The sequence below is a fragment of the Caulobacter sp. GW821-FHT12A07 genome (assembly GCF_058807655.1).
In genome coordinates, this window is record NZ_JBXAQX010000001.1 from 1 (window position 1) to 24,257 (window position 24,257).

The following is a 24,257-nucleotide window of genomic DNA, read 5'->3' on the forward strand; positions in this document are numbered from 1 at the left end:
CGGCCTCATCGGCCATCTCCACCGCCAGGCTGTCGGCGTCGGCGTCCGAGTACACGACCACCGTCGCAATCCCCAACCGACGGCACGTCTTGATCACCCGCACCGCGATCTCGCCCCGGTTGGCGATCAGGATCTTGTTGAACATCGGCCCATCCCTGCGCGGCTTTTCGCCTTGTCCCTAGGCGTAACAGGCCAAGGCCGGTTTGCAACGCGGACGGCTCGCGCTAAAAGCGTCGCAGGAACCATGACACCGGTTTCCAATAAGAACGACTTAGGGAGTGACGCGTGGTGAAGCAGGCGCTTTTTCTGGCCTCCGCCTTTTCAGTCATCGCCGCCGCCAGCGCGGCCGCCGCAGCCGGGCCGGCTGAACCCGCCCTTCTCTTCCACGTCTCCGGCGACAAGGGCCTGAAGGCCGACTACGCGGTCGGCGACGCCATTCCCAACTTCGCCGACAAGGTCGCCGTCATTCCGACCGGCAAGGCCGGCCCTGCTCTCTCGGCCCAGGACGACGGCGTCCTGGCCTGGAACGCCCCCGGCAACATCCAGGCCCAGCGCGGCACGCTCTCGTTCTTCTGGCGCTCGGGCTATCCGGTGGGCGTCGCGCCCTTCGTGATCTTCCGTGTCGGCTACGCCGACCACACCAGCTGGGACATGGCCTTCCTGCGCATCGACTGGAACGGCCACGGCTTCGACGCCTTCGTCACCGACAACGGCCTGGCCCGCACCCGCGTCTCGTTCAAGCTCGACAAGCCGCCGGCCGCCGACGCCTGGACGCACCTGGCCTTCACCTGGGACGAGCAGACCGGCGTGCAGCTGTTCATCGACGGCAAGCCCGTGGCGAAGAAGGAAGCCAAACGGGTCTATGACGCGGGCCTGGACCAGTTCGGCGTCGCCGGCCGAGTGATCGCCCCGCACCAGGTGCAGAGCCGCTACAACTTCCTGCGCGGCGGCGACCTGGACGAGATCCGCGTCTACGACCGCGCCCTGGACGCGGCCGGCGTCGCTGCCCTGGCCCGCAACGAGACCCCGACCGCGGCCGCCCCGGTCCCGACGCTGGACGACCCGGCCACGCACGCGGCCTGGAAGCTGCGCTACGGCTGGACCGGCGAGGCCCCGCCCCTGCTGACCGATCCGGCCACCCGCATCCGCAAGGTCGAGTTCACCGACGCCAAGGACCTCAAGGAGTGGATGTGGCGGGCCAACGACGGCATCCCCGAAACGACCTGGCCCGGCGTCTACAACCGCTCGCGCCTGGAAGGCCGCGACGACTACTTCCAGCTTCCCGACTGGAACACTTATGTCGAGGGCGGCAAGGCCCTGACCCTGGCCCTGCCGGACGAGCCGATCAGCCGTCTGGAAATCCAGGGGACCGCTTATGGCGACCTGACCTGGGCGGCGAAGGCCGGCGACAAGGGTGCGAAGGTCGGCGTTCGCGCCAAGGGCCTGGCCCGTTCGGTCACGATGCTGGCCCAGCCGCTGAAGGGCGGCGTGCTGACCTTCACCAACACCGACCAGGAAACCCCGATCCAGGAGATCTGGGCCTATGACGTCAGCGCCGGCAAGGAGCCCGACGGCGTCTTCAAGATGAACTACACGGTCCGCGCCGAGGTGGCGCCGGACTATCTGAACCTGGCCGACCTCAACGCCTATGTCGCCGGGCGCTTCCCGGCAGGCGAGCGGGCGACGGTCGTGGCCATCCCCGACGCGGCCCCGCAGCGCAAGCGTCCGGCCGCCGACCTCACGACGAAAGGCCTGCCGATCGTCCACGTGATGATCCCGTCGGGCTTCGGCGACGCCCCGGCCGCTCAGGCCCTGGCCCGCAACTGGGCCTATGGCTGGGAGAACGCCCGCGACGGCCTGGACGGCATCGCGCTGGACATCCCCGCCCTGCCCGGCGCGGCCGGAACGACGATCCCGCTGAACATCCAGGTCAAGGACCCGATCTGGCCGGGCCGCAACATGATCGACGTCTCGGTCTCGGTGAAGGCCGGCGAGGCCCGCACCCTTTGGCTCGACCTGCGCGACCGCATCCTGACGGCCGACAGCCTCTACCTGACCATCGCCGCCGACAGCGCCGACTTCGGACCCAAGGCGCTGGACGGCGCCAAGATCCGCCTGGTCTTCAAGACCCGCGAGGAGGCCAAGGCCGAGCACGTGGCCGACCGCTTCAACCAGGTGAAGGACAACTGGGCCTTCCTGGTCGAGGAGCACACCACCTCCAAGCGCCAGGGCCTCTATCGCCGCCTCTACGCCGACATCTCCGACCTGCTGCGTGTCGATCCCGACCACAAGGAAGGCCGCGAGTACTGGGGCGACATCACCTATGGCAGCCAGGGCTGGCCGGCCTTCGAGCAGCCCAAGGCGCCGGACGGTGTGCCGCTGTGGGCCTTCCGCCAGACCGAAGACCTCAAGCGCGTCGCCAAGTTCATCAACTGGTGGATCGACGAGCGCCAGGTTCCCTACGGCGACTTCGGCGGCGGCCTGTCGGACGACAGCGACCTGCTGCAGCAGTGGCCGGGCCTGGCCCTGATGGGCGTCGATCCCGACAAGGTGCGCGACTCGCTGAACCGCCTGACCGACGCGGTCTACCGCAACGGCATGTTCACGAACGGCCTGTCGACCATCGTCACCGACGAACTGCACGCCTACGAAGAGGGCATCAACTCCAACAGCGAGGCGATGTATCTCGACTACGGCGACCCGCTGGCGGTCGAGCGGCTGTTCACGACGGTGAAGGCCCTACCGACCATCATCGACAAGAACCCGGCCGGCCACGTCCACTTCAACACCAACTGGTACAGCGGCGCGATCTCGTACCGCGAGGGCCCGTGGGAGTGGCAGAAGCCCTATTCGTTCGGCGTCGTGCACCCGGCCATCCTGATCGGCGACTACAACGGCGACCGCACGGCCCGCGACATCGTGCTGGGCCTGGCCGACGGCTATCTGGCGCACGTGAAGCCCGACGGCTCCTATCCCAACGAGATCAACTGGCGCACCGACGCCGAGCGCGGCGGCACTGTGCTGCAAGGCTCCGGCGCCAGCGGTCCGTTCCAGATCTTCTGGCAGGCCTGGCGCTGGACGGGCGACGCCAAGTACCTGGCCCCGATCCAGTGGCGGATGGGCAAGAACGGCGTCAAATCGCTGAACGACCTCAACGACAACGCCCTGTCGATGCTGGGCCTGGGCGAGGCCAACAAGGACGCCATCGTCAAGTCCGCGGCCAAGGGCGGGGCCATCGAACGCTTCGCCGCCTGGACCCTGACCGGCGACAAGGCCTGGCTCGAAAAGGCCTATGCCGACGAGATCCAGTGGGCCGACCAGCACATGTACATGCACACCGACGGCCACTGGTGGTCGGACCGGGTGGAGATCCCGTCGGACGTGCTGCAACGCTCGCGCCTGGGCGGCATCGCCAACAAGCGCGGCCAGATGAACCCGGGCCACCTGGTCAGCTGGCGCTTCGAAGGCGGTGTGAAGGGCGAGGACGTCGCCATCCTGGTCAAGGACGGGACGGCCAAGGGCTTCAAGGTCGTGGCCTACAATCTGTCGGACAAGCCGGTGACGGCGGTGATGACCGGCTGGAACGTCGCGCCTGGCCAGTGGACGCTGACCCAAGGGATCGACAGCACCGGCGACGACAAGATCGACGGCGGCGGCGAGACCCGACAGGTCGCCTTCGAACGCACCAAGGCCGTGACGGTGGTCCTGCCGCCGGGCCAGACGAGCATTGTCGAGATGGCCCTGGCCCAGGCGGGCGATGATCCCGCCCAGCGCGCCGACCTTGGCATCGGGCGCGGCGACGTCACGGTGAAGGGTTCGACGATCACCGCCAAGGTCCACAACCTGGGCGCCCAGGACGCGGCGGCCTCGCGGCTGGAACTGGTCGACGCCGGCGGCAAGGTGCTGGCCTCGACGGCCGTGCCCGCCCTGGCGGCGCCGAAGGACCTGCTGCCCAAGACCGCCACAGCCCGGCTGAAGATCCCGGCGGGCGCCAAGCCGTCGGAACTGCGCTTGCGCATCGTCAGCGCCCAGCCCCAAATCACCGCCCTCAACGACGAGGTGAAACTGCCATGAGCCGTCGCCTCGCCGTCCTGACCATTCTTGGAGCTCTATCGATGTCCGCCCCCGCCGCGCTCGCCGCCGACGCCCTGGAGTACGGGCGCAACGTCACGCTGGCGGAAGCCAAGACGGCGGCCAGCGCCGCCGAGGCCGAGGCGCTGAAGAACGGCTGGGCGGCCGTCATCACCGTGGTCGAGCCCAACGGCCAGACCGTGCTGTCGTGGAAGATGGACGGCGCGTCCTACGCCGCCCCGGGCGTCGCGCGCCGCAAGGCCGAGACCGCGGCCGGCTTCAAGCGCCCGACCAAGGCGTTCCAGGACGCGGTCAAGGCCGGCAACCTCAACGCCATCTCCAACGGCGCCCTGGCCATCGAGGGCGGCGAACTGCTGGTCGCCGGCGGCAAGATCGTCGGGGCGATCGGCGTCTCGGGCGCCACGCCGGAGCAGGACGGGATCATCGCCCGCGCCGGCGCGGCGGCGGTGAAGTAGGCCTCAGCCCTCCCCGCCCCCAAACTCCTTGGCGAACATGGCGATATAGCCGTCGAGCCGCTCGGACGCCTCGGGCGCGACCAGACGGGTGACCTCGGCAGAGAAGGTGACCGGCGCAGAACCGGAGGCGGTGACGACCTTGCCGTCGACCACCGCGCGCGGGGTTTCGACATAGCCCTCGGCCCCGGCGTAGCCCGGCGCCTGCTCGGCCAGCCAGTCCTTGCCGTTCGAGGTATGGGCCTTGCCCGCCAGCAGGCCGGCCTTGGCCAGGGCGATGGTCGCGCCGCAGATCCCGGCGACGATCTTGCCGTCGGCGTGAACCTGCTTGAGCAGGGCGAACAGGGTCTCGTTCTCGTAGCCCTGCCAGGCGTCCGAACCGATCAGCAGGAAGACGTCGGCGTCGGACAGCACCGGATCGTCGAAGCCATAGTCGGCGGCCGCGAGAATCCCGCCGATCGAGGTCTCCGGATCGCCGGTCGGGGTGGCGATCTCGATCTGGACCTTGAAGTATTCGCGCAGCGAGGCCAGCACGGGACCAGCTTCCCAGTCGGCCCAGCCGGGCTGGAGAAAGGCGACGGCGACGGTCATCAGCGCAGCTTCACGGCGGTGCCGGCGGCGGTGACCATCAGCATGCCGTTGTCGGCGCCGAGGGCCTCGTAGTCGAGATCCACGCCCACCACGGCGTCGGCGCCCAAGCGGCGGGCCTCGTCGATCATCTCCTGCAGGGCGATGTCGCGCGCCTCGCGCAGGGCCTTCTCGTAACCGCCGGCGCGGCCGCCGATGATGTTGGTGATGCCGGCGAACAGGTCGCGGAAGATGTGCGCGCCGATGATCGCCTCGCCGGAGACGACGCCCAGGGTGGCCACCGTCTCTCGCTCGGCGACGTACGGAGTGGTCGAGGTGATCATGCGTTTCCGTCCCTTAGATGCCGCGCGCCCTACCGGCGAGCCGCTCGAAACCCTAGATTGGCATCCATGACCCAAGCCGCCACCCTGTCTTCCACAGGTTTCGACCTGACCCCACCCACCGAGCCAGAGCGCGAGCGCCTGGAGGGCGACCTCACCGCCGAGGAAGCGCGCGTCCTGCTGCACCACGGCACCGAGGCCCCGTTCTGCGGCGGCCTGCTCGGAGAGAAGAACCCCGGCGTCTATGGCTGCCGGCTGTGCGGCCTGCCGCTGTTCAAGCACGAGACCAAGTTCGAGAGCGGCACCGGCTGGCCCAGCTTCTACGCGCCGTACGACGAGGAGCACGTCAAGGCCGTGCGCGACACCTCCTACGGCATGGTCCGGATCGAGACCCGTTGCGCCCGCTGCGACAGCCACCAGGGCCACGTCTTCCCCGACGGTCCGGCCCCGACGCGGCTGCGCTACTGCATCAATTCGGTGTCGCTGCAATTCGTGGCGAGCGGCGAGCCCCTGCCCGACCCGCTGCATCGCGGTGATCGGCTACCCTGATCACAGCGAAGCTTCCCTTACGGAAGTTCGACCGTCGGTGGAAAAAATGGGTTGTCGCACACAACTATAAAGAGCACATTCGCGCTCGACGCCGATGGATCGGCGACTCGCTCGGGCGACGTCCCCTAGACGACCGCCCGAACCGCCCGCGCTTAGCCTCCGGCAGGGTTTGGCGCTCCATGGCGGACGCGTCGGGAGAAGGCCCCTTCCCCCCAACCTTCTTCCGACGCGAACCCCTAGTCCCCCGGCGCGACGGTGGGGCCGTAGGCGACATAGCCGCGCTCGACCATCCGGCGCAGGGCCTCGTAGGCGGCCGACAGTTCGTCATAGGCCGTGCGCAGGGCGGCCAGCTTCTCGACTTCCGCCGGTTCGGGCGGACGGCCCGACTGGCTGATCGCCAGGGCCGCCGCGGCCCACCGCGCCCGGGACTGGGCCGTGCTCACGGCCAGCTTCTGGAAATGCCCGGCGTCGAGCCGCCCCAGGGTCTGGGCCATGATCTCGCGGTTGGAGACGAAGGCGGTGTAGTCGATCTGCTCCAGGTGGCCGCGCAGCCTGCGCTGCTCCTGCGGATCGATGTCCTGCGGCTCGAAGTGATCGCTGAATCGCCGCGTGCTGGAGGTGACGGTGGACGACATGACGGCCTCCCTGACCGCTCGTACTGGGCAGGAGTCTGCGCCTTCGCCCTTAAGCGGTCGTTACTCGTCAATCGGGCGTGAGCAAGCCCTGCAACCCGACGATCATGGCGATGATCCCGAACACCGCCAGGACCAGGCCCGCGCCTTGCGAGCCGCTGGCCGGCAGGTCGCCGCTCGCGCCCAGGCGCCGGGCCACAGTCCCGGCCCGCAGGCGATCCCACAGCAGCAGGACGCCGACCGCCAGGCCGACGATCTCGAAGTGGAAGACGTGCGGCCCCGAGACCAAATGGACGATCAGGAAGTAGCCGCCGCAGACCAGGGCCGCGATCCCCACGATCCAGCCGAACGGCGCCAACCTGCCCGCGAACCGCGCGAGGTCGTCGCCCGCGCGCGGCAACAGCGCCAGGAGGCCGATCGCCAGCAGGAAGCCGCCGACAAGATTGCAGAGGTCCAGGAGGAGTTCGAGCATGGGCATGGAATGCGAAGGACGCTCGCGCCGTTCCCGCTCCCCGAAAAGGAGAATGGCAATCACCACAACCGCAGGACTTGCAATCTTACGATTGTAGAATAGCCTTCGAACTTCACCGGAGGCCCGTCATGCGTTTCGTCGTCGCGTTCACCGCCCTGCTGCTCGCCGCCGCACCCGTCGCCAACGGTGCGCTCGCCGCGCCGACCGCCGCCGAAGCCCGCACCGACAAGGATCGCCAGATCGTCCAGAAGGCCATGGGGTCGGATCTGAAGAAGATCCAGGCCATGGTCCCCGCGCTGGAGGACGTGGCGTCGCGCACGCCCGATGCCTACCCCCTGATCGAGCGGAAGGGCGACCGCGTCATCGTCCGCGCGTCCGGTCTCGACCAGGGCCTGATCCCCGCCCTGATCGCCGGCGCGACGGGCAAGGACGCCAATCCCGGTGGAACGACGCGGGTCGACATCGAGTACAACACCTATGGCCAGGCGATCTTCCTGCTGGGCTCGGCCGCCGTCGAGGCCCGCGACATGAGGAAGGCCACGTTCTGGCTGGACAAGGGCCTGGCCCTGCAGCCCGACAACCTGATGCTCGTCACCGAGAAGGGCATGGTGCTGACGCTGCAGAAGCGGCACGCCGAGGCGCTGGCGCTCTACGAAGCGACCTTCGAAAACGCCAGCGGCATGCTGCTCGGCGACCAGCAGGGCAAGGCGCGCCTGCTGCGGGCCAAGGGCTTCACGCTGATCGAGCTCAACCGCCTGGACGAGGCCCAAGCCGCCTACAAGGCCTCGCAAGAGATCGAGCCCGACCACGGTGGCGCCAAGCACGAACTGGCCTACATCGCCCAGCTTCGCGCCGGCGCCGAGCAACGCGGCATGCAGTTGGTCAACGGCGAGGAGTCCAAGGCCCTCAAATAGGCCTCAGCGCTCCACGATCGCCTCGAAACCGCCGAAGATCATGCGTTTGCCGTCGAACGGCATGTTCTCCATGTACGGCTTGAGGCGCTCGTCGGCCATGACCTGGGCCATCACCTCGTTGCGCTTGGCCTTGCTCTCGTAGGTGATCCACGAAAAGACCGTCACCTCGTCGTCCTTCAGCTGGACGGCGCGAGGGAATGAGGTCAGTTCGCCGTAGGGCACGTCGTCGGCGATCGCCTCGACGTAGGACAGCGCGCCGAGCTCCATCCATATCGAGCCCGCCAGAGTCGCCATCTCCTTGTAGGCCTCGACATTGGCCTTCGGCACGGCGACCACGAAACCATCGACATAGGTCATGGGGTATCCTCCCTGGATGTTGTCGTTCCCCCAGGACGATCGAACGCCCGGAAGGCCGACAACGGCGAGGAAAAAGTTCAGCGGGCGCGGATCATTTCCATGAGACGGGCCAGCGCCTTGGCGTGGCCAGCGCCCGGATCCTCGGGCGGATGGACGGTCAGCGGTACCTGCGGGGCGATCCCCACGCCCTCGACCACCCGCCCTTCGGCGTCGCGATGGATCTCGGCCGGCAGGGCGAAGCGCCAGCCGTTCGGGAGCGGCATGGGAACCTGGTCCGACAGCGCGCCGCGCGTGGTTTCCCCGACCTGGCGGACATTGGGCAGGCCGCGCATCATCAGGGTGAAGGTCTCGCCGGCGCTGACGGTGATGCGGCTGGTCAGCAGCCAGACCGGTCCGAGATAACGCGGGCGGTCCGACGGCTCGACGACCAGATCCTGCGACGGCCCGGCCACGCCGGTCGGGATCTTGGAGCCGACGACGACGCGCCCGGCCGCGAACCGCGCCGCGATCCGCCTGCTGATGGTGTCGTAGCCGCCGCGATTGTTGGAGACGTCGACGATCACCGCCGAGGCGCCGGAAAAAGCGGTCATGGCCTCGTCCAGGACCGCGTCCAGCGCAACGGTGTCGTCATCGCCGGCCGCGAGGTCGAACCCGCCCATGCTGACGATCGCCAGGTAGCCGACATCGCCGTCGCGTCCCCAGAAGATCCGACCGTTGGCGACCTGACGGGCGTGGAACGGCGCGGCCAGCACGCCGTCGCGCCAGGCCTTGCGCCAGGCCGCCTCGCCGCCGGGTCCGCCCTGCGCGCTCAGCAGCACCCGCGCCTCGCCGAACCGGCGGGATCGCGGCTCGCCGGCGATGACGCCGTCGAGCTGGACGTGCGGGTCGGAGATCCCGCGCAGCAGAACGCCCAGCGCCTTCCACAGGGTCGCATCGTCCGGCGCCGGCCCCAGCGCCGCGAAGGCCTCGCGGCGGCGAGCGGTCCAGTCGAAGCCCCGCTCGGCCGACAGGGGATAGTAGGCCGCGAAGGCGTCGGCGACGGCGCTCAGGGTCCGCTGCGGCGTCCAGGGACGCTGGTCCGAGCAGGCCTTCGGCAAGGCCTTCAGCCGATCGAAGCGATAGAGGGTGCCGTCGGCCTCGCCGGCGATCTCGACCGTTTCCTTCCCTGCCGGCCGCCACAGTTTCAGCACGCCGTCGGGATCGGCTTCCGGCCTCGGGTCACGCCAGCAGTCAGCCCCGGCCACGTGATAGAGGCTCGGCCCCTTGGCGTCGAACCGCACGATCCAGCCGTAGCCCCGCGACCGCCAGACGCCTTGCAGCACGGGCGCGACGACGCCAGTTTCGAGGACGGGGCGATATTGTTCTTTCGCTGACGACCATGAAGGCGACAGCACCGAGCAGATCGCTGCAAGTACGCCAAGCCCAACGAATTTCATAAAGCTCCTCGCGAGCCAAACCCACTCAGCGCAACAGCCTGATGCACGGCGAGACGCGAGAGTGAAAATTCACACACACCTCTCAATTGCACAGCGCCTGCGAGTGGCATTTAATAGCCAAGCTAAGAATTTGGGGGAAATTTCATGGATCTCGCCACACGCATACTGGAACTTCAAAAGCGGGCCCAGGAGCATCGCGAAGTTCTTTTAACGGAAGAGGCCGCGAAGACGGCCCTTGTGATGCCGTTCCTTCAATCGCTCGGTTATGACGTGTTCAATCCCAGCGAGGTCGTTCCCGAATTTACGGCCGACGTCGGCACTAAGAAGGGCGAGAAAGTAGACTACGCCATATGCCGCGAGGGTAAGGTCTCGATCCTGATTGAATGCAAGCCATCGACGGTCGAGCTTAACATCAATCATGCTGGTCAGCTTTTCCGTTATTTTAGCGTTACGGACGCCCGATTGGCGGTACTGACCAACGGCGTCGTGTACCAGTTCTATTCGGACGTTGAGCGCCCGAACAAGATGGACGACAAACCCTTCTTCACGTTCACGCTAGACAGCGTGAAGACAGCCGATGTGAAGACGCTGGAAAAATTCGCGAAAGCCTCTTTCGACATCGACAAGATCGTTCAGGAAGCTGGCAATCTGAAACTGCAATCGCTTTTGCGAAAAGAAATAGAGAAGGAGTTCGCCGATCCTTCCGAGGAACTGGTGCGCTTGTTCGCTGGCCGCGTCCATGATGGACGCCTCACCCCAGCGGTGAAGGAAAACTTCGGCAAGATGATCGGCACCGCAATTTCAACGATAATCAGAGACCACGTGACAGATCGGCTTTCATCGGCTTTGAACGCTTCCAATCCGCCTCTGCCAGATCAGGAAGGCGTAGAGGACGAAGCCGACGAGGATGGTGTCATCACGACTCCAGAAGAAATCTCGGGCTTTCATATCGTTCAAGCTATCGCGTCCAAGCACGTGGACCCCAAACGCGTCATCATCCGAGATGCAAAGTCCTACTGCGCCATCCTTCTGGATGACAACAATCGAAAGACCATTGCTCGCATGCACTTCAATGGCATCACGACAAAATATCTAGGCACTTTCGTTGGCAAGGAAGAGCAAAGACACCTTTTAAATGACTTGACGCAAATCTACCAACTCAGCGACAAAATCGAAGCCCGCCTGAAGGAACTCGATGGCGTAGCCTAAAAGGCTCGCGAGGCCTTTCTGAGAGAAGGCCTCGCTCGGATTTCGCGGGTCGAGAACTCAGCCCAGCGCGGCCAGGACGGCCTTCTGCTTGGCGGGATCCAGGTGCGGGACCAGGGCCTTGACGATGTCGATCGTGGCCTTGTTGACCACCCGAACGTCGGGTGCAGGGTCGCCGCCGTGGATCTTGAGCCAAAGTTCGATGATCCAATGCGGATCGTTGGCATGCGCGAGGACGATGGGGCGGAGCGCCATAGCGGTAACCTCATGAGTTGCAACGTCGCGACGATACACCCATGAGGGTAATTTTTAAGCGTGCGCGGCGGGTCTTCACCGGAGCGTGAAGACCCGCCGCGCGCCGCCTCACTCGGCCTTCAGATAGATCTCCGAGCCCTGTTCTTTGAACTTCTCGCTCATCTGCGCCATCCCGAGGTCGGCGGCGTTCGGCGCCTGTGCGGCGGCGAAGTCGCGAACTTCCTGGCTGATCTTCATCGAGCAGAACTTCGGACCGCACATCGAGCAGAAGTGCGCGGTCTTGTGCGCCTCCTTGGGCAGGGTCTCGTCGTGGAAGGCCCGGGCGGTCTCGGGATCGAGGCCGAGGTTGAACTGGTCCTCCCAGCGGAACTCGAACCGGGCCCGGCTGATAGCGTCGTCCCACATGGCCGCGCCGGGATGGCCCTTGGCGAGGTCGGCGGCGTGGGCCGCCAGCTTGTAGGTGATGACGCCGGTCTTGACGTCGTTGCGGTCGGGCAGGCCCAGGTGCTCCTTGGGCGTGACGTAGCAGAGCATGGCCGTACCGAACCAGCCGATCATCGCCGCACCGATCGCCGAGGTGATGTGGTCGTAGCCAGGGGCGATGTCGGTGGTCAACGGACCGAGGGTGTAGAAGGGGGCCTCGTGGCAGTGCTTCAGTTGCTCGTCCATGTTGGCCTTGATCTTGTGCATGGCCACGTGGCCCGGCCCCTCGATCATCACCTGCACGCCGTGCTTCCAGGCCACCTTGGTCAGCTCGCCCAGGGTGCGCAGCTCCGAGAACTGGGCCTCGTCGTTGGCGTCTGCGGTCGAGCCGGGACGCAGGCCGTCGCCCAGCGAGAACGACACGTCGTAGGCGCGCATGATCTCGCAGATCTCTTCGAAGCGCTCGTAGAGGAAGTTCTCCTTGTGGTGGGCCAGGCACCACTTGGCCATGATCGAGCCGCCGCGCGAGACGATGCCGGTGACGCGCTTGGCGGTCATCGGCACGAACGGAAGCCGCACGCCGGCGTGGATCGTGAAGTAGTCGACGCCCTGCTCGGCCTGCTCGATCAGGGTGTCGCGGAAGACTTCCCAGTTCAGGTCCTCGGCCACGCCGTTGACCTTCTCCAGCGCCTGGTAGATCGGCACGGTGCCGATGGGGACGGCGCTGTTGCGGATGATCCAGTCGCGGATGTTGTGGATGTTGCGGCCCGTCGACAGGTCCATGACCGTGTCGGCGCCCCAGCGGGTGGCCCACACCATCTTGTCGACCTCGTCGGCGACGGTGCCGAGCACGGCCGAGTTGCCGATATTGGCGTTGATCTTGACCAGGAAGTTGCGGCCGATGGCCATCGGCTCCAGTTCGCCGTGGTTGATGTTGGCCGGGATGATGGCGCGGCCGCGGGCCACTTCTTGGCGCACGAACTCGGGCGTCACGAAGTCGGGGACGCTGGCGCCGAAGTCCTCGCCGTCGCGCACGCAGGGCGCCGATTGCTCGCGGCGCAGGTTCTCGCGGATGGCGACGTATTCCATCTCGGCGGTGATGATCCCGGCGCGGGCGTATTCCAGCTGGGTGACCAGCTTGCCGGTCGCGCCGCGATAGATCTTGCGGCCGTTGTCGGGGAACTGCGGGGCCAGGTGCTTGCCCTGGGCGAAGCCGTTGTCCTCGGGTTTCACTTCGCGGGGGTTGGAGACGACCTCGACGTCGCCGCGGGCGACGACCCAGGCTTCGCGAGCCCGTTCCAGGCCCTTCTCGATGTCGATGGTCGCGGTCGGGTCGGTGTAGGGGCCGGAAGGGTCGTAGATCGTCACCGGCGGCTCGTTGGCCGAGGGGTGGACGGCCACCTCGCGGAACGGCACCCGGATGTCGGGGAACAGCTCGCCGGCCTGATGGACCTTGCGCGACCCGGGAATGGGTCCGGTGGCGACGTCGCTGGTCGCCGGAATGATGGGGGTTTGGGCGTTCATGTTGCGGGCTCCTCAAGCATTGAAGAGACCCGGACGTGTCGAGCTAAGTCGGTTGTACGGCCTGGACTGTACGCCTCCGGACCGCGTTCCCTCCCTTCGCCGGCATGACCCGGATCAGGTTCGACGGGTCAGGGCTCAAGCCCAATCTCAGCCGCGACAGCGACCCCCCGGTGAACAGGGCGGACACTAGGGTGATTGACGCGCGGGTCAAGGGCGCAAGAACGTCGTTTCGCCAACGCATTTACAGGTTGTGCGATCAGGCGGATACATCTCAAGCGACACAACGCCGTGGCGAGGGGAGCCGACATGGGCGAGCGTTTCGATCTTCTGGCTTTCTTCGCGCGGTCCAAGATGCCGCTGGGCCTGCCGCTGCTGGCCGCGGCCGCGGTTCCGGCGGCGATCATAGGCCTTCTGCTGTTCTATCTGCCGGACCTGCCCCTGGACCTGGCCTTCTTCGGCGGCTGGCTGGCGCTGCTGTCGCTGGCGGCCCTGGTCTGGGCGACGATCTTCTGGGGACTGGCCGTCGCCGTGACCCCGCAGCAGCAGGCGCTGACCAGCGCCTCGGTGGTGGCCGTGGCCATGTCGCTGGCCATAGCCTCGGTCGCCTCACCGCCGGCGATCGGCTCGCTGGCCCAGAAGACCGGACGGGTGGTCGAAGCCGCCCTGGCCTGGACGCCGGCCCTGGTCTCGCAGGCGGTCAGCGGCATCGACCCCTGCTCGGGCGACGCCCTGACCAAGCCCGAGCAGCGTCGGCAGGCGGTGCTGAAGGGGCGGATCACCGGCGTGCTGCACGGCTTCATCAGCCGTGGCGACCGGGCCTGCACGCCGGCCGACCTGATCCCCGCCGGCCTGTCGGCGACGAGCGCCACGGCGGTGACAGGCGGGGCCTGGATCTGGTTCCTGATCGTGTTCGGCCTCTGCCTCGTCCTGGCCCGCGCCTTGGCCGAGGCGCGACTGCAATGGTACCCGGGCGATGGCTCGCGCGAGCCGATCATCGCCTATCCGAAGTGGATCGCCGCCGTCGTCTATACGGCGATCCTCATCCCGGCCTCGTATCTGGCCATCGGCTCGCTGCTGCTGCTGACCCAGGAGACCACGGCGGTCGACCAGGCCGAGCTGAATCGGCGGCTCGACGAGGTCGAGGCCAAGGCGATGTCGAACCAGAGCATGGAGCCTCTGACCGTCAACACCGGCCTGCTGCTGGGCCAGGCGGTGAACGCCGCCAACGCCGTGCCGCCCTCCCCGCCCGCCGCGACCGTGCGAGGGCCGGAGGTGGGCGGAGAACCCGCGCCGGTCGCCGTCGGAGCGGCCGCCCTGCCCGTCACGCCGGCGGTGGACCAGGCCGAGCAGCTGCGGATCATCGTCCAGGGCGTGAACGACTATCAAAAGCTCAGCCAGCGCTTCGAGCAGTACCGGGTGTCGCGCAAGCTGGAGATCGTCGCCGCCTACAACGAGGCGGTCGGCCGGTTCCCGCCCAGCCAGTTGCCCGGCTATGTCGACATCCTGGTCGAGCGCTATCGCGAGCAGGTGGTCTCCCGCCGCCTGCAGCTGCGTCAGTGCCTGGGAGCGCTGGCCGGGGTGCAGACCGTGTCGATCGTCGACCGTCGGATGAACCTGCGCAACCTGGCCGCCGCCGCGCCCTATACCGAGGAGATCAAGAAGACCTGCAAGGCGCCGACCGAGACGACGCTGCAGACGACTTCCGACGAGGTGGAGGCCGATCGCAACCTGCGGCTGGGCAACCTGATCGAGCGGGTGCTGTACCGCTGGCTGATCGGGGTCCCGGCCTCGACCCTGCTGATCCTGGGCCTGATCGGCTTTGGCCTGTTCGGCGCGGCGATCCGCATGCTGGGCCGGCCCGACCGTCCCGAAGCCGCCAACGAGCCAGACCAGCCGGTCGACGCCGCCGCCCGCGCCCGGATCGAAGACCTGTTCGCCCGCAGCGAGGCCCTGACCCAGACCCCGCCGCCGGCCGACGACGACGTCTCGCCCCCGGCTGAACGCCAGCGCCAGATCCGCCGGCAGGAGATCCTGGCCCTGAAGGCCCTGGCGCTGCGGATCAACGCGGCTTCCCGCAGCGACCACGCCGGCAGCAACAACATCGTCTATTTCCGCGCCAACTACGTCGTCGACGACGACGGGCTGGTGCGGGTGGGCGAGCGCGTGGCGGTCAGCGGGGCCCCGGCCCGGGTGCTGGTCCACGGCATGGGCGCGGCCTTCACGATCTTCCTGCTCAGCGAGTGCGGCGCGCGGCTGTTCAACGAGGGCGGCCAGACCAACCCGATCGGCATGCTGGCCATGGGCTTCATCGGCGCGGTGTTCGCCGAGGACATCTGGAAGCGGGCCCGCGAGGTGCTGGGCGACAACCTCAAGCGCAAGCCCGAGCCGAAGTCGCCGCCCGAGCCCGCGCCCCAGTCCGCGCCCCAGCCGGCCGCCGTGCCGGCCGAATAGGCCTAGAGCGCGCTCGCCGAGAAGGTGTCGCAGGCCGCCGGCTTGCCCGCGTCATAGCCCTTGCCGAACCAGCGCATGCGCTGGGCGCTGGTGCCATGGGTGAAGCCGTCGGGCATGACGCGCCCCTGGGCCTTTTCCTGGATGGCGTCGTCGCCGACCGAGGCCGCGGCCCCCAGGCCGTCCTCGATGTCGGCGCGGGTGATCTGGATATTGGAGACCTCGGGCGCGTGGCGGGCCCAGACGCCGGCGTAGCAGTCGGCCTGCAGCTCCAGCCGCACCGAGCCGCTCTGCGCGCCCTGCCGACCCAGGCGGTCGGCCTGGCGGTTGGCGCCCAGCTGGTTCTGGATGTGGTGGCCGATCTCGTGGCTGATGACATAGGCGCGGGCGAACTCGCCCTTGGCCCCGAACTTGGTCTCCAGCTCGTTCCAGAAGCTGAGGTCGAGATAGACCTTGCGGTCGGCCGGGCAATAGAACGGCCCCATCGCCGCCTGGCCCGCGCCGCAGCCGGTGCCGGTCGAGGCGTCGTACAACACCACGGCCGCCGGCGGCACGTACTTGCCGCCCGAGCGGGCGAAGATCGGTCCCCAGACGTCGGCGTTCGAGGTCTCGATGACGTCGACGAAGCGGCCGCCCTCGTCCTGCACCGAGCCGCGCTGGCCTTCCTGCTGGGCGGCGGGCTGCTGGGCGCCGTTGACGACGCTCAGCGTGGTCTCGGGATTGATGCCGAACACCAGATAGCCGACCACGGCCAAGGCCACGGCGCCGATGCCGCCGCCCGCCACGCCGACCGGACCCAGGCCGCGTCGGTCCTCGATATTGCCGGAGCGCCGGCCGCCTCCCCATTCCATGCGCGCAAGGCTCCCTTTCAACGTTCCGAAGCGGGCTTGACGGCCCGGATGGCGGCATTGCTCCGCGCCAGGCGGGCGTCGGTCAAGCGGTCGAGTTCGTCGAGGCGCAGCGACAGGGCCGCCGCCGGGTCGCCGCGCTCGGGCAGGACCTGGGGCGGCGCGGGCTGGAGGGATCCCGGAGCGGCCGGCGGCTGGGTCGCGCGCAAGGTCGCGGCCGCATCGGCGCGATCGCGGGCCGCCTGGGCGCGGCGGGCGGCGGCCAGCTGGTCCTGGCGCAGGCTGTCGACCTCCATCCGGGCGGCCTGCCGCTCGCGCAGCAGGCCCGGATCGACCTGAGCAGCGGCCCCCGCCGCCCAGGCTAGCGCCGAAACGGCCGTTCCCGCCGCCAGGGCGATCCTTCCAGACCTTCGCCTCATGCCGTCTCCGTCGCTGTCGTCATCGGCTCTCGACGGTGAAACGCGCCAGCTCGGCCTTCGGCGCCGCCCAGGTCGGATCGAGTTCGGCCGCGCGGCTGTAGTCGCGATAGGCCGCGGGCAGGTCGCCCATGTTCTCGTGCGCCAGGCCGCGATTGTAGAAGGCCCGTTCCGGATCCTTGACGCCCAGGGCCAGGCCCCGGTCGATCTCGGCCAGGCCGTCGGCGAAGCGTTCCTCGGCCACATAGGCCGCGCCGCGATTGACATAGGCCTCGCCCAGGGTCGGGTCGATGCGGCCGGCGGCGTCGAAGTCCTCGCGGGCCAGGACATAGGCCTTGCGGCGCAGCTGGATCACCCCGCGATTGACGAAGGTGCGGGCGCGGTCGCCGGCCTTCAGGCTCTCGACCTCGAGGGCCGTGGTGCACAGGCGCAGCGTCGGGTCGTCGGAGCGGCCCTTGATGACGGCCTCGGAGCAGTCCTTGGCCATGCCCCCGCCGATGATGAGCACCGAGGCGCTCGCCCCGCCGGCGGGGGCGAGGAGGGCCAGGGCGGCGACGCCCATTATCCAGCCGCGGGTGCGCGGCCGAGACGAGATGGTCTTGGCTTCCATGCGTTTCTCCCAACGTTCACCCGGCCTTCCGGCAGGCCCGCGGGGATGGGAGAACCCAAGCCGCGGACGCGCGGGGACGGGCTTTTCGAGCCGGGCGGCGTCGAGGCCGGCCGGCGAGCGCCAGCATAGCACCGCCGCGCCGCGAAGACCCGCCAAAACGCCGCGAAACGCTTTGCCAGCCCGCGCGGCGCGGCCTATCTCCAAGCGTCCGGATAGGAGTTTCGCATGCACCTGGCCCGCTTTCCCCGCGCCCGCTTCGCCCACCTGCCGACCCCGCTGGAGCCGCTGCCGCGGCTGGGGGCGGAACTGGGGATCGATCTCTGGGTCAAGCGCGACGACTGCACGGGCCTGGCCGGCGGCGGCAACAAGACCCGCAAGCTGGAGTTCCTGCTCGGCGAGGCCCTGGCCCTGGGCGCCGACACCCTGGTGACGCAAGGCGCCGTGCAGTCCAACCACGTGCGCCAGACGATCGCGGCCGGCGCCCGCTACGGTCTTGCGACCGAGGTGATCCTCGAAGAACGCACGGGCTCGAAGGCCAGCGATTACGTCGGCAACGGCAACGTGCTGCTCGACAAGCTGATGGGCGCTTCGATCCGCTTCGTGCCGGGCGGAACCGACATGAACGAGGAGCTGGAGGCGACCGCCGAGATCGTCCGTCGGCGCGGCGGCAAGCCCTATGTGATCCCCGGCGGCGGGTCGAACACCGTCGGGGCCCTGGGCTATGTCGATTGCGCCCGCGAACTGGTCGTGCAGGCCGACGGCCTGGACCTGAAGATCGACCGGCTGGTCACCGCCACCGGCAGCGCCGGCACCCATGCGGGCCTGGTCGCGGGCTTCGCGGCCCTGTCGGTCGACATCCCGATCCTCGGCTTCGGCGTGCGGGCGCCGAAAGCCAAGCAGGAGGAGAACGTCTTCAACCTGGCGGTCGCCACGGCGCAGACGATCGGCGCGGCGGGTCGGGTGAGGCGCGAGGCCGTGGTCGCCGACTGCGACTATGTCGGCGAGGGCTATGGCCTGGTCGACCAGGAGGTGGTCGACGCCCTGGCCCTGGCGGCGCGGACGGAGGGCCTGCTGCTGGATCCGGTCTATTCGGGCAAGGCGATGAAGGGGCTGATCGATCAAGCCCGCAAGGGCGCGTTCAAGAACCAGCGCGTGGTGTTCCTGCATACGGGCGGGGCCCAGGGCCTGTTCGGCTACCAGTCGGTGCTGGAACCGGCGCTGGGTTAGGGAGAAGACGCGATGAGCAAGGTCCTCGGCGTGCTGGGCGGCATGGGTCCGGCCGCCACCCTCGACTTCCTGGCCAAGCTGCAGGCGGCCACGCCCGTGGTCCGCGAGCAGGACCACATCCGGGTGCTGGTCGACATCAATCCCAAGGTTCCCGACCGCAACCACGAGGGCGACGCGGCTGGCCCGGTGCTGGCGGCCATGGCGGCGGGGCTGCGCGACGCCGGCGCCGAGGTGCTGGCCATCGCCTGCAACACCGCCCACGCCTTCGCCGAACAGGTGAAGGCCAGCGGCCTGCCGCTGATCGACCTGCCGGAGACGGCGGTCGAGGCGGCCCGGGTTCACGGCGCGACGCGGATCGGCGTGCTGGGCACCGGCTCGGCCCTGGCCATCTATCGCGACCGCCTTTCGCACCTTGGGCTGGAGGCGGTGAGCCTGGGCGACCACGAGCAGGTCGAGTTCATGGCCCTGCTCTATCGGATAAAGCGCGGCGACCTCTCGGACGCCTCGCGCCAGACCATGGCGGCCCTGGCCCACCGGCTGGTCGGGCTGGGCGCCCAGGCCGTGGTGGCCGGCTGCACCGAGGTTCCGCTGGTCATGGGGCAGGACGATCTGACCGTGCCTTTCGTGGACGCGACGCAGGCGTTGGCGCAGCGGTGCGTGGCGGTGTGCAGGTAGCCGCTTCGCGGACCCCCTCCGGCCCTTCGGGCCACCTCCCCCAGAGGGGGAGGATCTACGCTGCAGAGATGCTCCCCCTCTGGGGGAGCTGTCGCGGAGCGACTGAGGGGGTGGCGCAGGCATGGGCTCTCGCACTCCCGTGAAAACTCACGAAAGGTGATGGGGAGGCGCGGAGCGACCGGGCGGAGCCCGGAGACCGTGATGTGTTTTAGCGTTTCGGCTTCGTCAGACCGCTCCGCCGCACCGTAGGCTCGAAGGACCGGGGGCGCGGGTGCTTTTTCAACCCTGGACCCGGTTGTCCCTCGGACGGGCAGGACCAATAGCCCCGCGGTGATCCGGCGGCGCCTCGGCTGATCCTGTTAGGCCGGTTTGAAACGATCCCGGCCCTGTCGACCCGCTTGTCTCGTCACGGAACGGCTGGCGGCCCAATCACGCCTTCTGAGCGATCCTGCAAACCCGCCCTTCCCATGACGCAACAAGCGGCCCCGCTCGATGCGATCCACAGCCGCTAACTCGGGCCGGTACCAAGAGCCCTCCCCATGGCTGGGATGGGTTTGATTATGGGGCGGCTCGAGTGGGGGAGGATAAGTTGGGGTTATAAAGTTGCAGGGCGTTGAGTTCGCTCAACTCTTTTCCGATTACGCCGTGCGAGCAGCGTGCGTATCACCCGATCCTGCTCCCCTTGCGGAAGAAGGTGGCGGCGAAGCCCACGGATGAGGGGTCTCTCAGACGTTGGACGTCTCCGCCCGGCCTGACCGCTGCACGCGGTTTTGAGTTCTGAGAGACCCCTCACCCGACCTGCTTCGCAGGCCACCCTCTCCCGCAAGGGGAGAGGGATCACAGAGTCTCGCCCCTCCACCACTTCGTGGTCCCCCTCCCCCGTTTCACGGGGGAGGATCTGGCGCGATCAGGTGTTCGAACCCGTCAGCATCGCCACCAGGGCGGCGGGGCCGAGGGTGGTGTTGAGGTCGGTGGCGGCTTGGGCGGCCTTGCGGGCTTTGGCGGCCTTGGCGTCGCGCTTGGCCTGGCCGTCGGCCATGGCGGCGGCCCATTTGGTTTTGGGGGGCGGTTTGGGGAGCGGCATGGCGTCCTCCGTGGGTCGCGGGCAGCAGGCCATGGCCGGCCGCGCCCGTCCAATCACAACTCTGCGACACAGAGTTATGATCAGCCGCCGAAGATCCGACGCAGCCAGCCGGGGATGCCGCGGCTGATCTCACGCTCGATCTCGTCGTCTTCCGACGGCGGCGGGGCGCGGGGGACCGGGGCGCGGTCGCGGGCGATCAGACCGGCTTTCAGCCCCTGACCGACGAAGTCGCGCCAGATCTGGGCCGGCAGGCCGCCGCCGGTGACGCCGTTCATCGGCGAGTGGTCGTCGTTGCCGACCCAGACCCCGACCACCAGGTCGCCGGTGAAGCCGACGAACAGGGCGTCGCGATGGTCCTGGGTGGTGCCGGTCTTGCCATAGGTCAGCTGGCCGGTGCGGGCGGCGCGGCCGGTGCCCTCCTCGACCACGGCGCCGAGCAGCTGGTAGAGGGCCGCGCGCTGGGCCGTGTCGAGCGGCTGGCTGGGCGGGGCCGCCTCGCCGACCGGACGCGGACGGCCGTAGGGCGCGACCGGCATGTGGCCCGAGGCGACGGAAGCGTAGGCGCTGGTCAGTTCCAGCAGGGTGGTCTCAGCCGTGCCCAGCGACAGACTGGCGTCGGTCGCCTTCAACGGCGAGGTGATCCCGAGGTCGCGGGCGGCCTGGACCACCGCCTCGCCGCCGGCCGTCTGCCAGATGCGGGCGGCGATGATGTTGTTGGACTGGGCGAAGGCGTCGCGCAGGGTCATGTCCTGGCCCGCCTCGCCCTCGTAGTTCTTCGGGCTCCAGCCGCCGATGGTGACCGGGTCGCCGACCACCCGCATGTCGGTGTGGGCGCCGTCGCGCAGGGCGGCCAGGTAGACGAAGAGCTTGAAGGCGCTGCCCGGTTGGCGCCTGGCCTGGACGGCGCGGTTGAACTGGCTGGCGGCGTAGGAGCGGCCGCCGACCATGGCCACCACCTTGCCGTCGGGGCGCATGGCGACCAGGGCCGCCTGCCCCGCCTTCAGCCGGCCACCCGACTTGGCCAGGGCGCGGTTGACGGCCTGCTCGGCGCGGCGTTGCAGGCGGCCGTCCAGCGTGGTGGGAACCTTGACCTCGCCGTAGCGGGCGGTCTCGAAGGCGTCGGCGATCTGGGGCGAGACCCAGTCGGCGAAATAGCCGCCGACCGGCAGGCTGGCGCGCACCGCCCTGGCGCGGGCGCCGCGAGCCGCGGCCGCCTGCTCGGGGGTGATGAACTTGACCTCGACCATGTCGGCCAGCACCCGGTCGGCGCGGGCGGCGGCGGCCTTGGGGTTGTCGACCGGGTCCAGGCGGCTGGGCGCATTGACCATGCCGGCCAGGATCGCGGCCTGGCCGAGGGTGAGCTTCTCCGGCGGGCGGCCGAAATAGTGCCGCGAGGCCGCGCCCAGGCCATAGACCCCGTCGCCGAAATAGATGCTCGACAGGTAGCGGGCGAGGATCTCGTCCTTGGACAGGCGCAGTTCGAGCCACACGGCGATCACCGCCTCCTGCGCCTTGCGGCGAAGGGTGCGCTCGTTGCTGAGGAAGGCGTTCTTGGCCAGCTGCTGGGTGATGGTGCTGGCGCCCTCGCGGGCCTTGCCGGCCTTGAGATTGACGGCGGCGGCCCGGCCCATGCCCCAGACGTCCAGGCCGAAGTGATGGCGGAAGCGCCGGTCCTCGATGGCGATGAAGGCGTTGGGCACGTAGTTCGGCAGGTCGGCGACGACGACCGGAGCTTCCTTGTAGGCCCCGCGCCGGGCGAAGGGCTTGCCTTGCGCGTCGAGCAGCACGACGGCGGGGCTGGGCAGAGGCTCAAGGGCGCGCGACAGCGGCAGGCTGACCCCGACCCAGACGAAGGCGGCCAGCAGCACGGTGAAGACGGCGGCCAGAAGGCCCATCCAGCGCGGATGGCGGCGGACGAAGGCGAGCGCGCCTCTTGCCTTGGCGGCGACGAAGGCGGCGATGGCGAGCACGACGTGTCGCGCCTTCACCGTCCAAGCTCGCCAGTCGAGATCGGCCACCCGGCCCCCGTTTCCTGTTCAGCCCGCCCCTGGATGGCAGGCAGTTGCGGCAGGAAAGCGTCCGGGAACGGTCAAGGTTGCCTGGCCTGGGTCGGAAGGCTCACGCCTGCAACGCCATGAAGGCGTCGACCTTGTCGAGGGCGGTCAGGGGCGCGCGGACGGTGCAGACCAGCCCTTCGGGGCGATAGTCGAGGGCGACCTCGCCGTCGAGTTCGCTGGCCAGGGCCAGCTCGATGATCCGCGAGCCGAAGCCGCGCCGGGTGGGCGTCTTGACCGGAGGCCCGCCGTGCTCGGTCCAGGTGATGACGAGGCGCGCGCCGGGTTCGGAGGCCCAGCCGACCTCGACCTCGCCGCCAGGAACCGACAGGGCGCCGTACTTCAGGGCGTTGATGGCCAGTTCGTGGAAGGCCAGGGCCATGACCACGGCCGGCTTGGGCGAGACCATCAGGTCGGGGCCGGCGATGGTCGCGCGATGCTCGCCGCCGAGATAGGGCTTGAGCGAGCCCTCGACGATCTGGCGCAGGCTGGCGGCGGCCCAGTTCTCGTCGGTCAGCACGTTGTGGGTGGCGGCGATGGCCATCAGCCGGCCCTCGAAGGCGCGGCGCACGGCCGGATCGACCCCGGCGTTGCGCAGCGACTGGGCGGCGATCGACTGGACGATGGCCAGGGTGTTCTTGACCCGGTGATTGAGCTCGTTGACCAGCAGCTGGCGGTGGCGCTCGGCCAGCATGGCGGCGGTGACGTCGTGCGAGGCGGCCAGCACCCGCACCACCCTTCCGGCCTCGTCGCGGACCGGCGAGACGGTGGTGTCCCACCAGCGGACATTGCCCTTGGCGGTCGGGCAGAGAGCGCGGAAGAAGGCCGCGCCGCCGGCCAGGGCCTTGTTCAGGGCGTTCTCGACGGCGGGTCGGCTTTCGGGCGGCCACATGTCGGGCCAGTAGCGGTCGCGGTTGCGGCCGTCGAAGTCGTCGATCTCGAACAGCACCCGGCCGCGGCCGTTCATGTATTCGACGCGCCCTTCGGGATCGATGACGCGGATGCAGTCCTGGCTGGCTTCCAGCACGCTGTGGAAATAGGCCCCAGCGGCGGCCAGCACGCCTGCGTCCGTACGGTCCTGCGCCATGCCCCCTCCTTCGCTCCGCCCCCGTTTGGGAGCCAGAGTTGCGCGAGGCCGGGACGCTCGTCAAAGGCGCGTACGGTGGGCGCCGTCAGAAGGAGATGCTGGGCGCATCCTCGGCGCAGGCTTCCATCAGCCCGACCATCGCGGCGGTGACGCGCGAGGTCTGGGCCATGCGGCGAAGGGCTTCGCGGGCATGGGCGCTGTCAGCGATCTCCGCCTGGCGCTCCAGCCGTTCGGCTTCTTTGAGATGATCGTTTTGGCTCGGCATGGGGTGATTGTTTACTGGAGATGAACGCCGTTCTCCATGCGACCGCGCGACGCAGCTCGGCGAACTTCGTTAGCGGTATCAGCGCCTTAGTGTGTATTTGCACAAGGTGCGCGGCGCCCGGGAATACAGGCGCCCGAAATGAAAACACCCCCGGACCCTGAGGGTCCGGGGGTGTCGTCCTGTTCCCCAACAGGACGGCGTCGCCCGCTGCCATCCGGCGCGGCGGCGTCGCCTCATAAACCGATGGTCGTCATTTCGCGGAAAGCCTTGCGCGACACAACGCAGCGGCCTGTCGCACACGCGGCAGGGGAAATTTCGCGCCG

At 68.6% G+C, this 24,257-nt stretch carries 24 protein-coding genes and 1 riboswitch; of the genes, 8 read left to right on the forward strand and 16 right to left on the reverse strand.

Annotated features, from left to right (window positions below):
• Positions 1-145, reverse strand: a 145-nt coding sequence (locus AC1RRS_RS00005; RefSeq protein WP_492853990.1) for a biotin carboxylase N-terminal domain-containing protein, incomplete at its 3' end; no start/stop codon positions are given.
• A gap of 140 nt (positions 146-285) precedes the next feature.
• On the opposite strand from AC1RRS_RS00005, the gene AC1RRS_RS00010 reads away from it, so the two are divergent.
• Positions 286-4,074, forward strand: coding sequence for a LamG-like jellyroll fold domain-containing protein (locus AC1RRS_RS00010; protein WP_492853413.1), 3,789 nt, complete (start codon positions 286-288; stop codon positions 4,072-4,074).
• A 41-nt stretch (positions 4,075-4,115) separates the two neighbouring features.
• Entirely contained in the window at positions 4,116-4,547 is a 432-nt protein-coding gene (locus tag AC1RRS_RS00015; RefSeq protein WP_233245308.1) for a GlcG/HbpS family heme-binding protein, read from the forward strand.
• Between the two features lie 3 nt (positions 4,548-4,550).
• On the opposite strand, the gene AC1RRS_RS00020 is transcribed toward AC1RRS_RS00015, so the two are convergent.
• Together AC1RRS_RS00020 and AC1RRS_RS00025 are read right to left on the reverse strand one after the other, a co-directional pair.
• The gene (locus AC1RRS_RS00020) at positions 4,551-5,135 is read right to left on the reverse strand and encodes a type 1 glutamine amidotransferase family protein (protein ID WP_492853414.1); all 585 of its coding nucleotides are present in this window, start codon (positions 5,133-5,135) and stop codon (positions 4,551-4,553) included.
• Complete coding sequence (locus AC1RRS_RS00025; RefSeq protein WP_110121008.1) at positions 5,135-5,455, reverse strand: heavy metal-binding domain-containing protein; 321 nt, start codon at positions 5,453-5,455, stop codon at positions 5,135-5,137. The genes AC1RRS_RS00020 and AC1RRS_RS00025 overlap by 1 nt, the downstream gene beginning before the upstream one ends.
• A 66-nt stretch (positions 5,456-5,521) precedes the next feature.
• Between AC1RRS_RS00025 and msrB the strand changes: the two genes are divergently transcribed.
• Entirely contained in the window at positions 5,522-6,001 is a 480-nt protein-coding gene (gene msrB, locus AC1RRS_RS00030) for a peptide-methionine (R)-S-oxide reductase MsrB (RefSeq protein ID WP_487292420.1), read from the forward strand.
• A 236-nt stretch (positions 6,002-6,237) separates the two neighbouring features.
• Here the strand turns inward: msrB and AC1RRS_RS00035 are convergent, their stop codons facing one another.
• Together AC1RRS_RS00035 and AC1RRS_RS00040 are read right to left on the reverse strand one after the other, a co-directional pair.
• The gene (locus AC1RRS_RS00035) at positions 6,238-6,636 is read right to left on the reverse strand and encodes a hypothetical protein (RefSeq protein WP_110121006.1); all 399 of its coding nucleotides are present in this window, start codon (positions 6,634-6,636) and stop codon (positions 6,238-6,240) included.
• Positions 6,637-6,703: 67 nt separating this feature from the next.
• Positions 6,704-7,105, reverse strand: a complete 402-nt coding sequence (locus tag AC1RRS_RS00040; RefSeq protein WP_492853415.1) for a hypothetical protein — start codon at positions 7,103-7,105, stop codon at positions 6,704-6,706.
• A gap of 128 nt (positions 7,106-7,233) precedes the next feature.
• On the opposite strand from AC1RRS_RS00040, the gene AC1RRS_RS00045 reads away from it, so the two are divergent.
• A complete protein-coding gene (locus tag AC1RRS_RS00045) occupies positions 7,234-8,019 on the forward strand; it encodes a tetratricopeptide repeat protein (protein ID WP_492853416.1) in 786 nt (261 codons plus the stop codon).
• A gap of 3 nt (positions 8,020-8,022) precedes the next feature.
• Here the strand turns inward: AC1RRS_RS00045 and AC1RRS_RS00050 are convergent, their stop codons facing one another.
• Together AC1RRS_RS00050 and AC1RRS_RS00055 are read right to left on the reverse strand one after the other, a co-directional pair.
• Positions 8,023-8,376: a DUF1428 domain-containing protein gene (locus AC1RRS_RS00050; RefSeq protein ID WP_492853417.1), complete on the reverse strand. Its 354-nt coding sequence runs from the start codon at positions 8,374-8,376 to the stop codon at positions 8,023-8,025.
• A 77-nt stretch (positions 8,377-8,453) separates the two neighbouring features.
• The gene (locus tag AC1RRS_RS00055) at positions 8,454-9,698 is read right to left on the reverse strand and encodes a S41 family peptidase (protein ID WP_492853418.1); all 1,245 of its coding nucleotides are present in this window, start codon (positions 9,696-9,698) and stop codon (positions 8,454-8,456) included.
• A gap of 258 nt (positions 9,699-9,956) precedes the next feature.
• Between AC1RRS_RS00055 and AC1RRS_RS00060 the strand changes: the two genes are divergently transcribed.
• Positions 9,957-11,021 (forward strand): type I restriction endonuclease, encoded by a 1,065-nt coding sequence (locus AC1RRS_RS00060; RefSeq protein WP_492853419.1) that lies wholly within the window; start codon positions 9,957-9,959, stop codon positions 11,019-11,021.
• Between the two features lie 57 nt (positions 11,022-11,078).
• Here AC1RRS_RS00060 and AC1RRS_RS00065 read toward each other — a convergent pair whose 3' ends face one another.
• Together AC1RRS_RS00065 and thiC are read right to left on the reverse strand one after the other, a co-directional pair.
• Entirely contained in the window at positions 11,079-11,273 is a 195-nt protein-coding gene (locus AC1RRS_RS00065; protein WP_492853420.1) for a hypothetical protein, read from the reverse strand.
• Between the two features lie 108 nt (positions 11,274-11,381).
• Complete coding sequence (thiC, locus tag AC1RRS_RS00070; protein ID WP_492853421.1) at positions 11,382-13,220, reverse strand: phosphomethylpyrimidine synthase ThiC; 1,839 nt, start codon at positions 13,218-13,220, stop codon at positions 11,382-11,384.
• 74 nt (positions 13,221-13,294) lie between these two features.
• A riboswitch (TPP riboswitch) is annotated at positions 13,295-13,400 on the reverse strand.
• Between the two features lie 126 nt (positions 13,401-13,526).
• Here thiC and AC1RRS_RS00075 point away from each other — a divergent pair.
• Positions 13,527-15,671, forward strand: a complete 2,145-nt coding sequence (locus AC1RRS_RS00075) for a hypothetical protein (protein WP_492853422.1) — start codon at positions 13,527-13,529, stop codon at positions 15,669-15,671.
• A 2-nt stretch (positions 15,672-15,673) separates the two neighbouring features.
• Here the strand turns inward: AC1RRS_RS00075 and ypfJ are convergent, their stop codons facing one another.
• Genes ypfJ through AC1RRS_RS00090 form a run of 3 tightly spaced genes read right to left on the reverse strand, consistent with a single transcriptional unit; the run spans position 15,674 to position 17,542 of the window.
• On the reverse strand, positions 15,674-16,519 hold the full coding sequence (gene ypfJ / locus AC1RRS_RS00080; RefSeq protein WP_492853423.1) for a KPN_02809 family neutral zinc metallopeptidase: 846 nt from the start codon (positions 16,517-16,519) through the stop codon (positions 15,674-15,676).
• Between the two features lie 17 nt (positions 16,520-16,536).
• On the reverse strand, positions 16,537-16,935 hold the full coding sequence (locus AC1RRS_RS00085) for a hypothetical protein (protein ID WP_492853424.1): 399 nt from the start codon (positions 16,933-16,935) through the stop codon (positions 16,537-16,539).
• Positions 16,936-16,954: 19 nt separating this feature from the next.
• Complete coding sequence (locus tag AC1RRS_RS00090) at positions 16,955-17,542, reverse strand: tetratricopeptide repeat protein (protein ID WP_492853425.1); 588 nt, start codon at positions 17,540-17,542, stop codon at positions 16,955-16,957.
• Between the two features lie 225 nt (positions 17,543-17,767).
• Here AC1RRS_RS00090 and cuyA point away from each other — a divergent pair, with 225 nt between their 5' ends.
• On the forward strand, positions 17,768-18,769 hold the full coding sequence (cuyA, locus tag AC1RRS_RS00095; protein ID WP_492853426.1) for a D-cysteate sulfo-lyase: 1,002 nt from the start codon (positions 17,768-17,770) through the stop codon (positions 18,767-18,769).
• A gap of 12 nt (positions 18,770-18,781) precedes the next feature.
• The gene (cuyB, locus tag AC1RRS_RS00100; RefSeq protein ID WP_492853427.1) at positions 18,782-19,444 is read left to right on the forward strand and encodes a cysteate racemase; all 663 of its coding nucleotides are present in this window, start codon (positions 18,782-18,784) and stop codon (positions 19,442-19,444) included.
• A 907-nt stretch (positions 19,445-20,351) separates the two neighbouring features.
• Here cuyB and AC1RRS_RS00105 read toward each other — a convergent pair.
• From AC1RRS_RS00105 to AC1RRS_RS00120, 4 genes are all read right to left on the reverse strand, one after another.
• Positions 20,352-20,528 (reverse strand): hypothetical protein, encoded by a 177-nt coding sequence (locus tag AC1RRS_RS00105; RefSeq protein WP_492853428.1) that lies wholly within the window; start codon positions 20,526-20,528, stop codon positions 20,352-20,354.
• Positions 20,529-20,608: 80 nt separating this feature from the next.
• On the reverse strand, positions 20,609-22,546 hold the full coding sequence (locus tag AC1RRS_RS00110; protein ID WP_492853429.1) for a transglycosylase domain-containing protein: 1,938 nt from the start codon (positions 22,544-22,546) through the stop codon (positions 20,609-20,611).
• Positions 22,547-22,646: 100 nt separating this feature from the next.
• Positions 22,647-23,669, reverse strand: coding sequence for a sensor histidine kinase (locus tag AC1RRS_RS00115; RefSeq protein WP_110120981.1), 1,023 nt, complete (start codon positions 23,667-23,669; stop codon positions 22,647-22,649).
• An 85-nt stretch (positions 23,670-23,754) separates the two neighbouring features.
• On the reverse strand, positions 23,755-23,934 hold the full coding sequence (locus AC1RRS_RS00120) for a hypothetical protein (RefSeq protein WP_110120980.1): 180 nt from the start codon (positions 23,932-23,934) through the stop codon (positions 23,755-23,757).
• Positions 23,935-24,257: the final 323 nt, after the last annotated feature.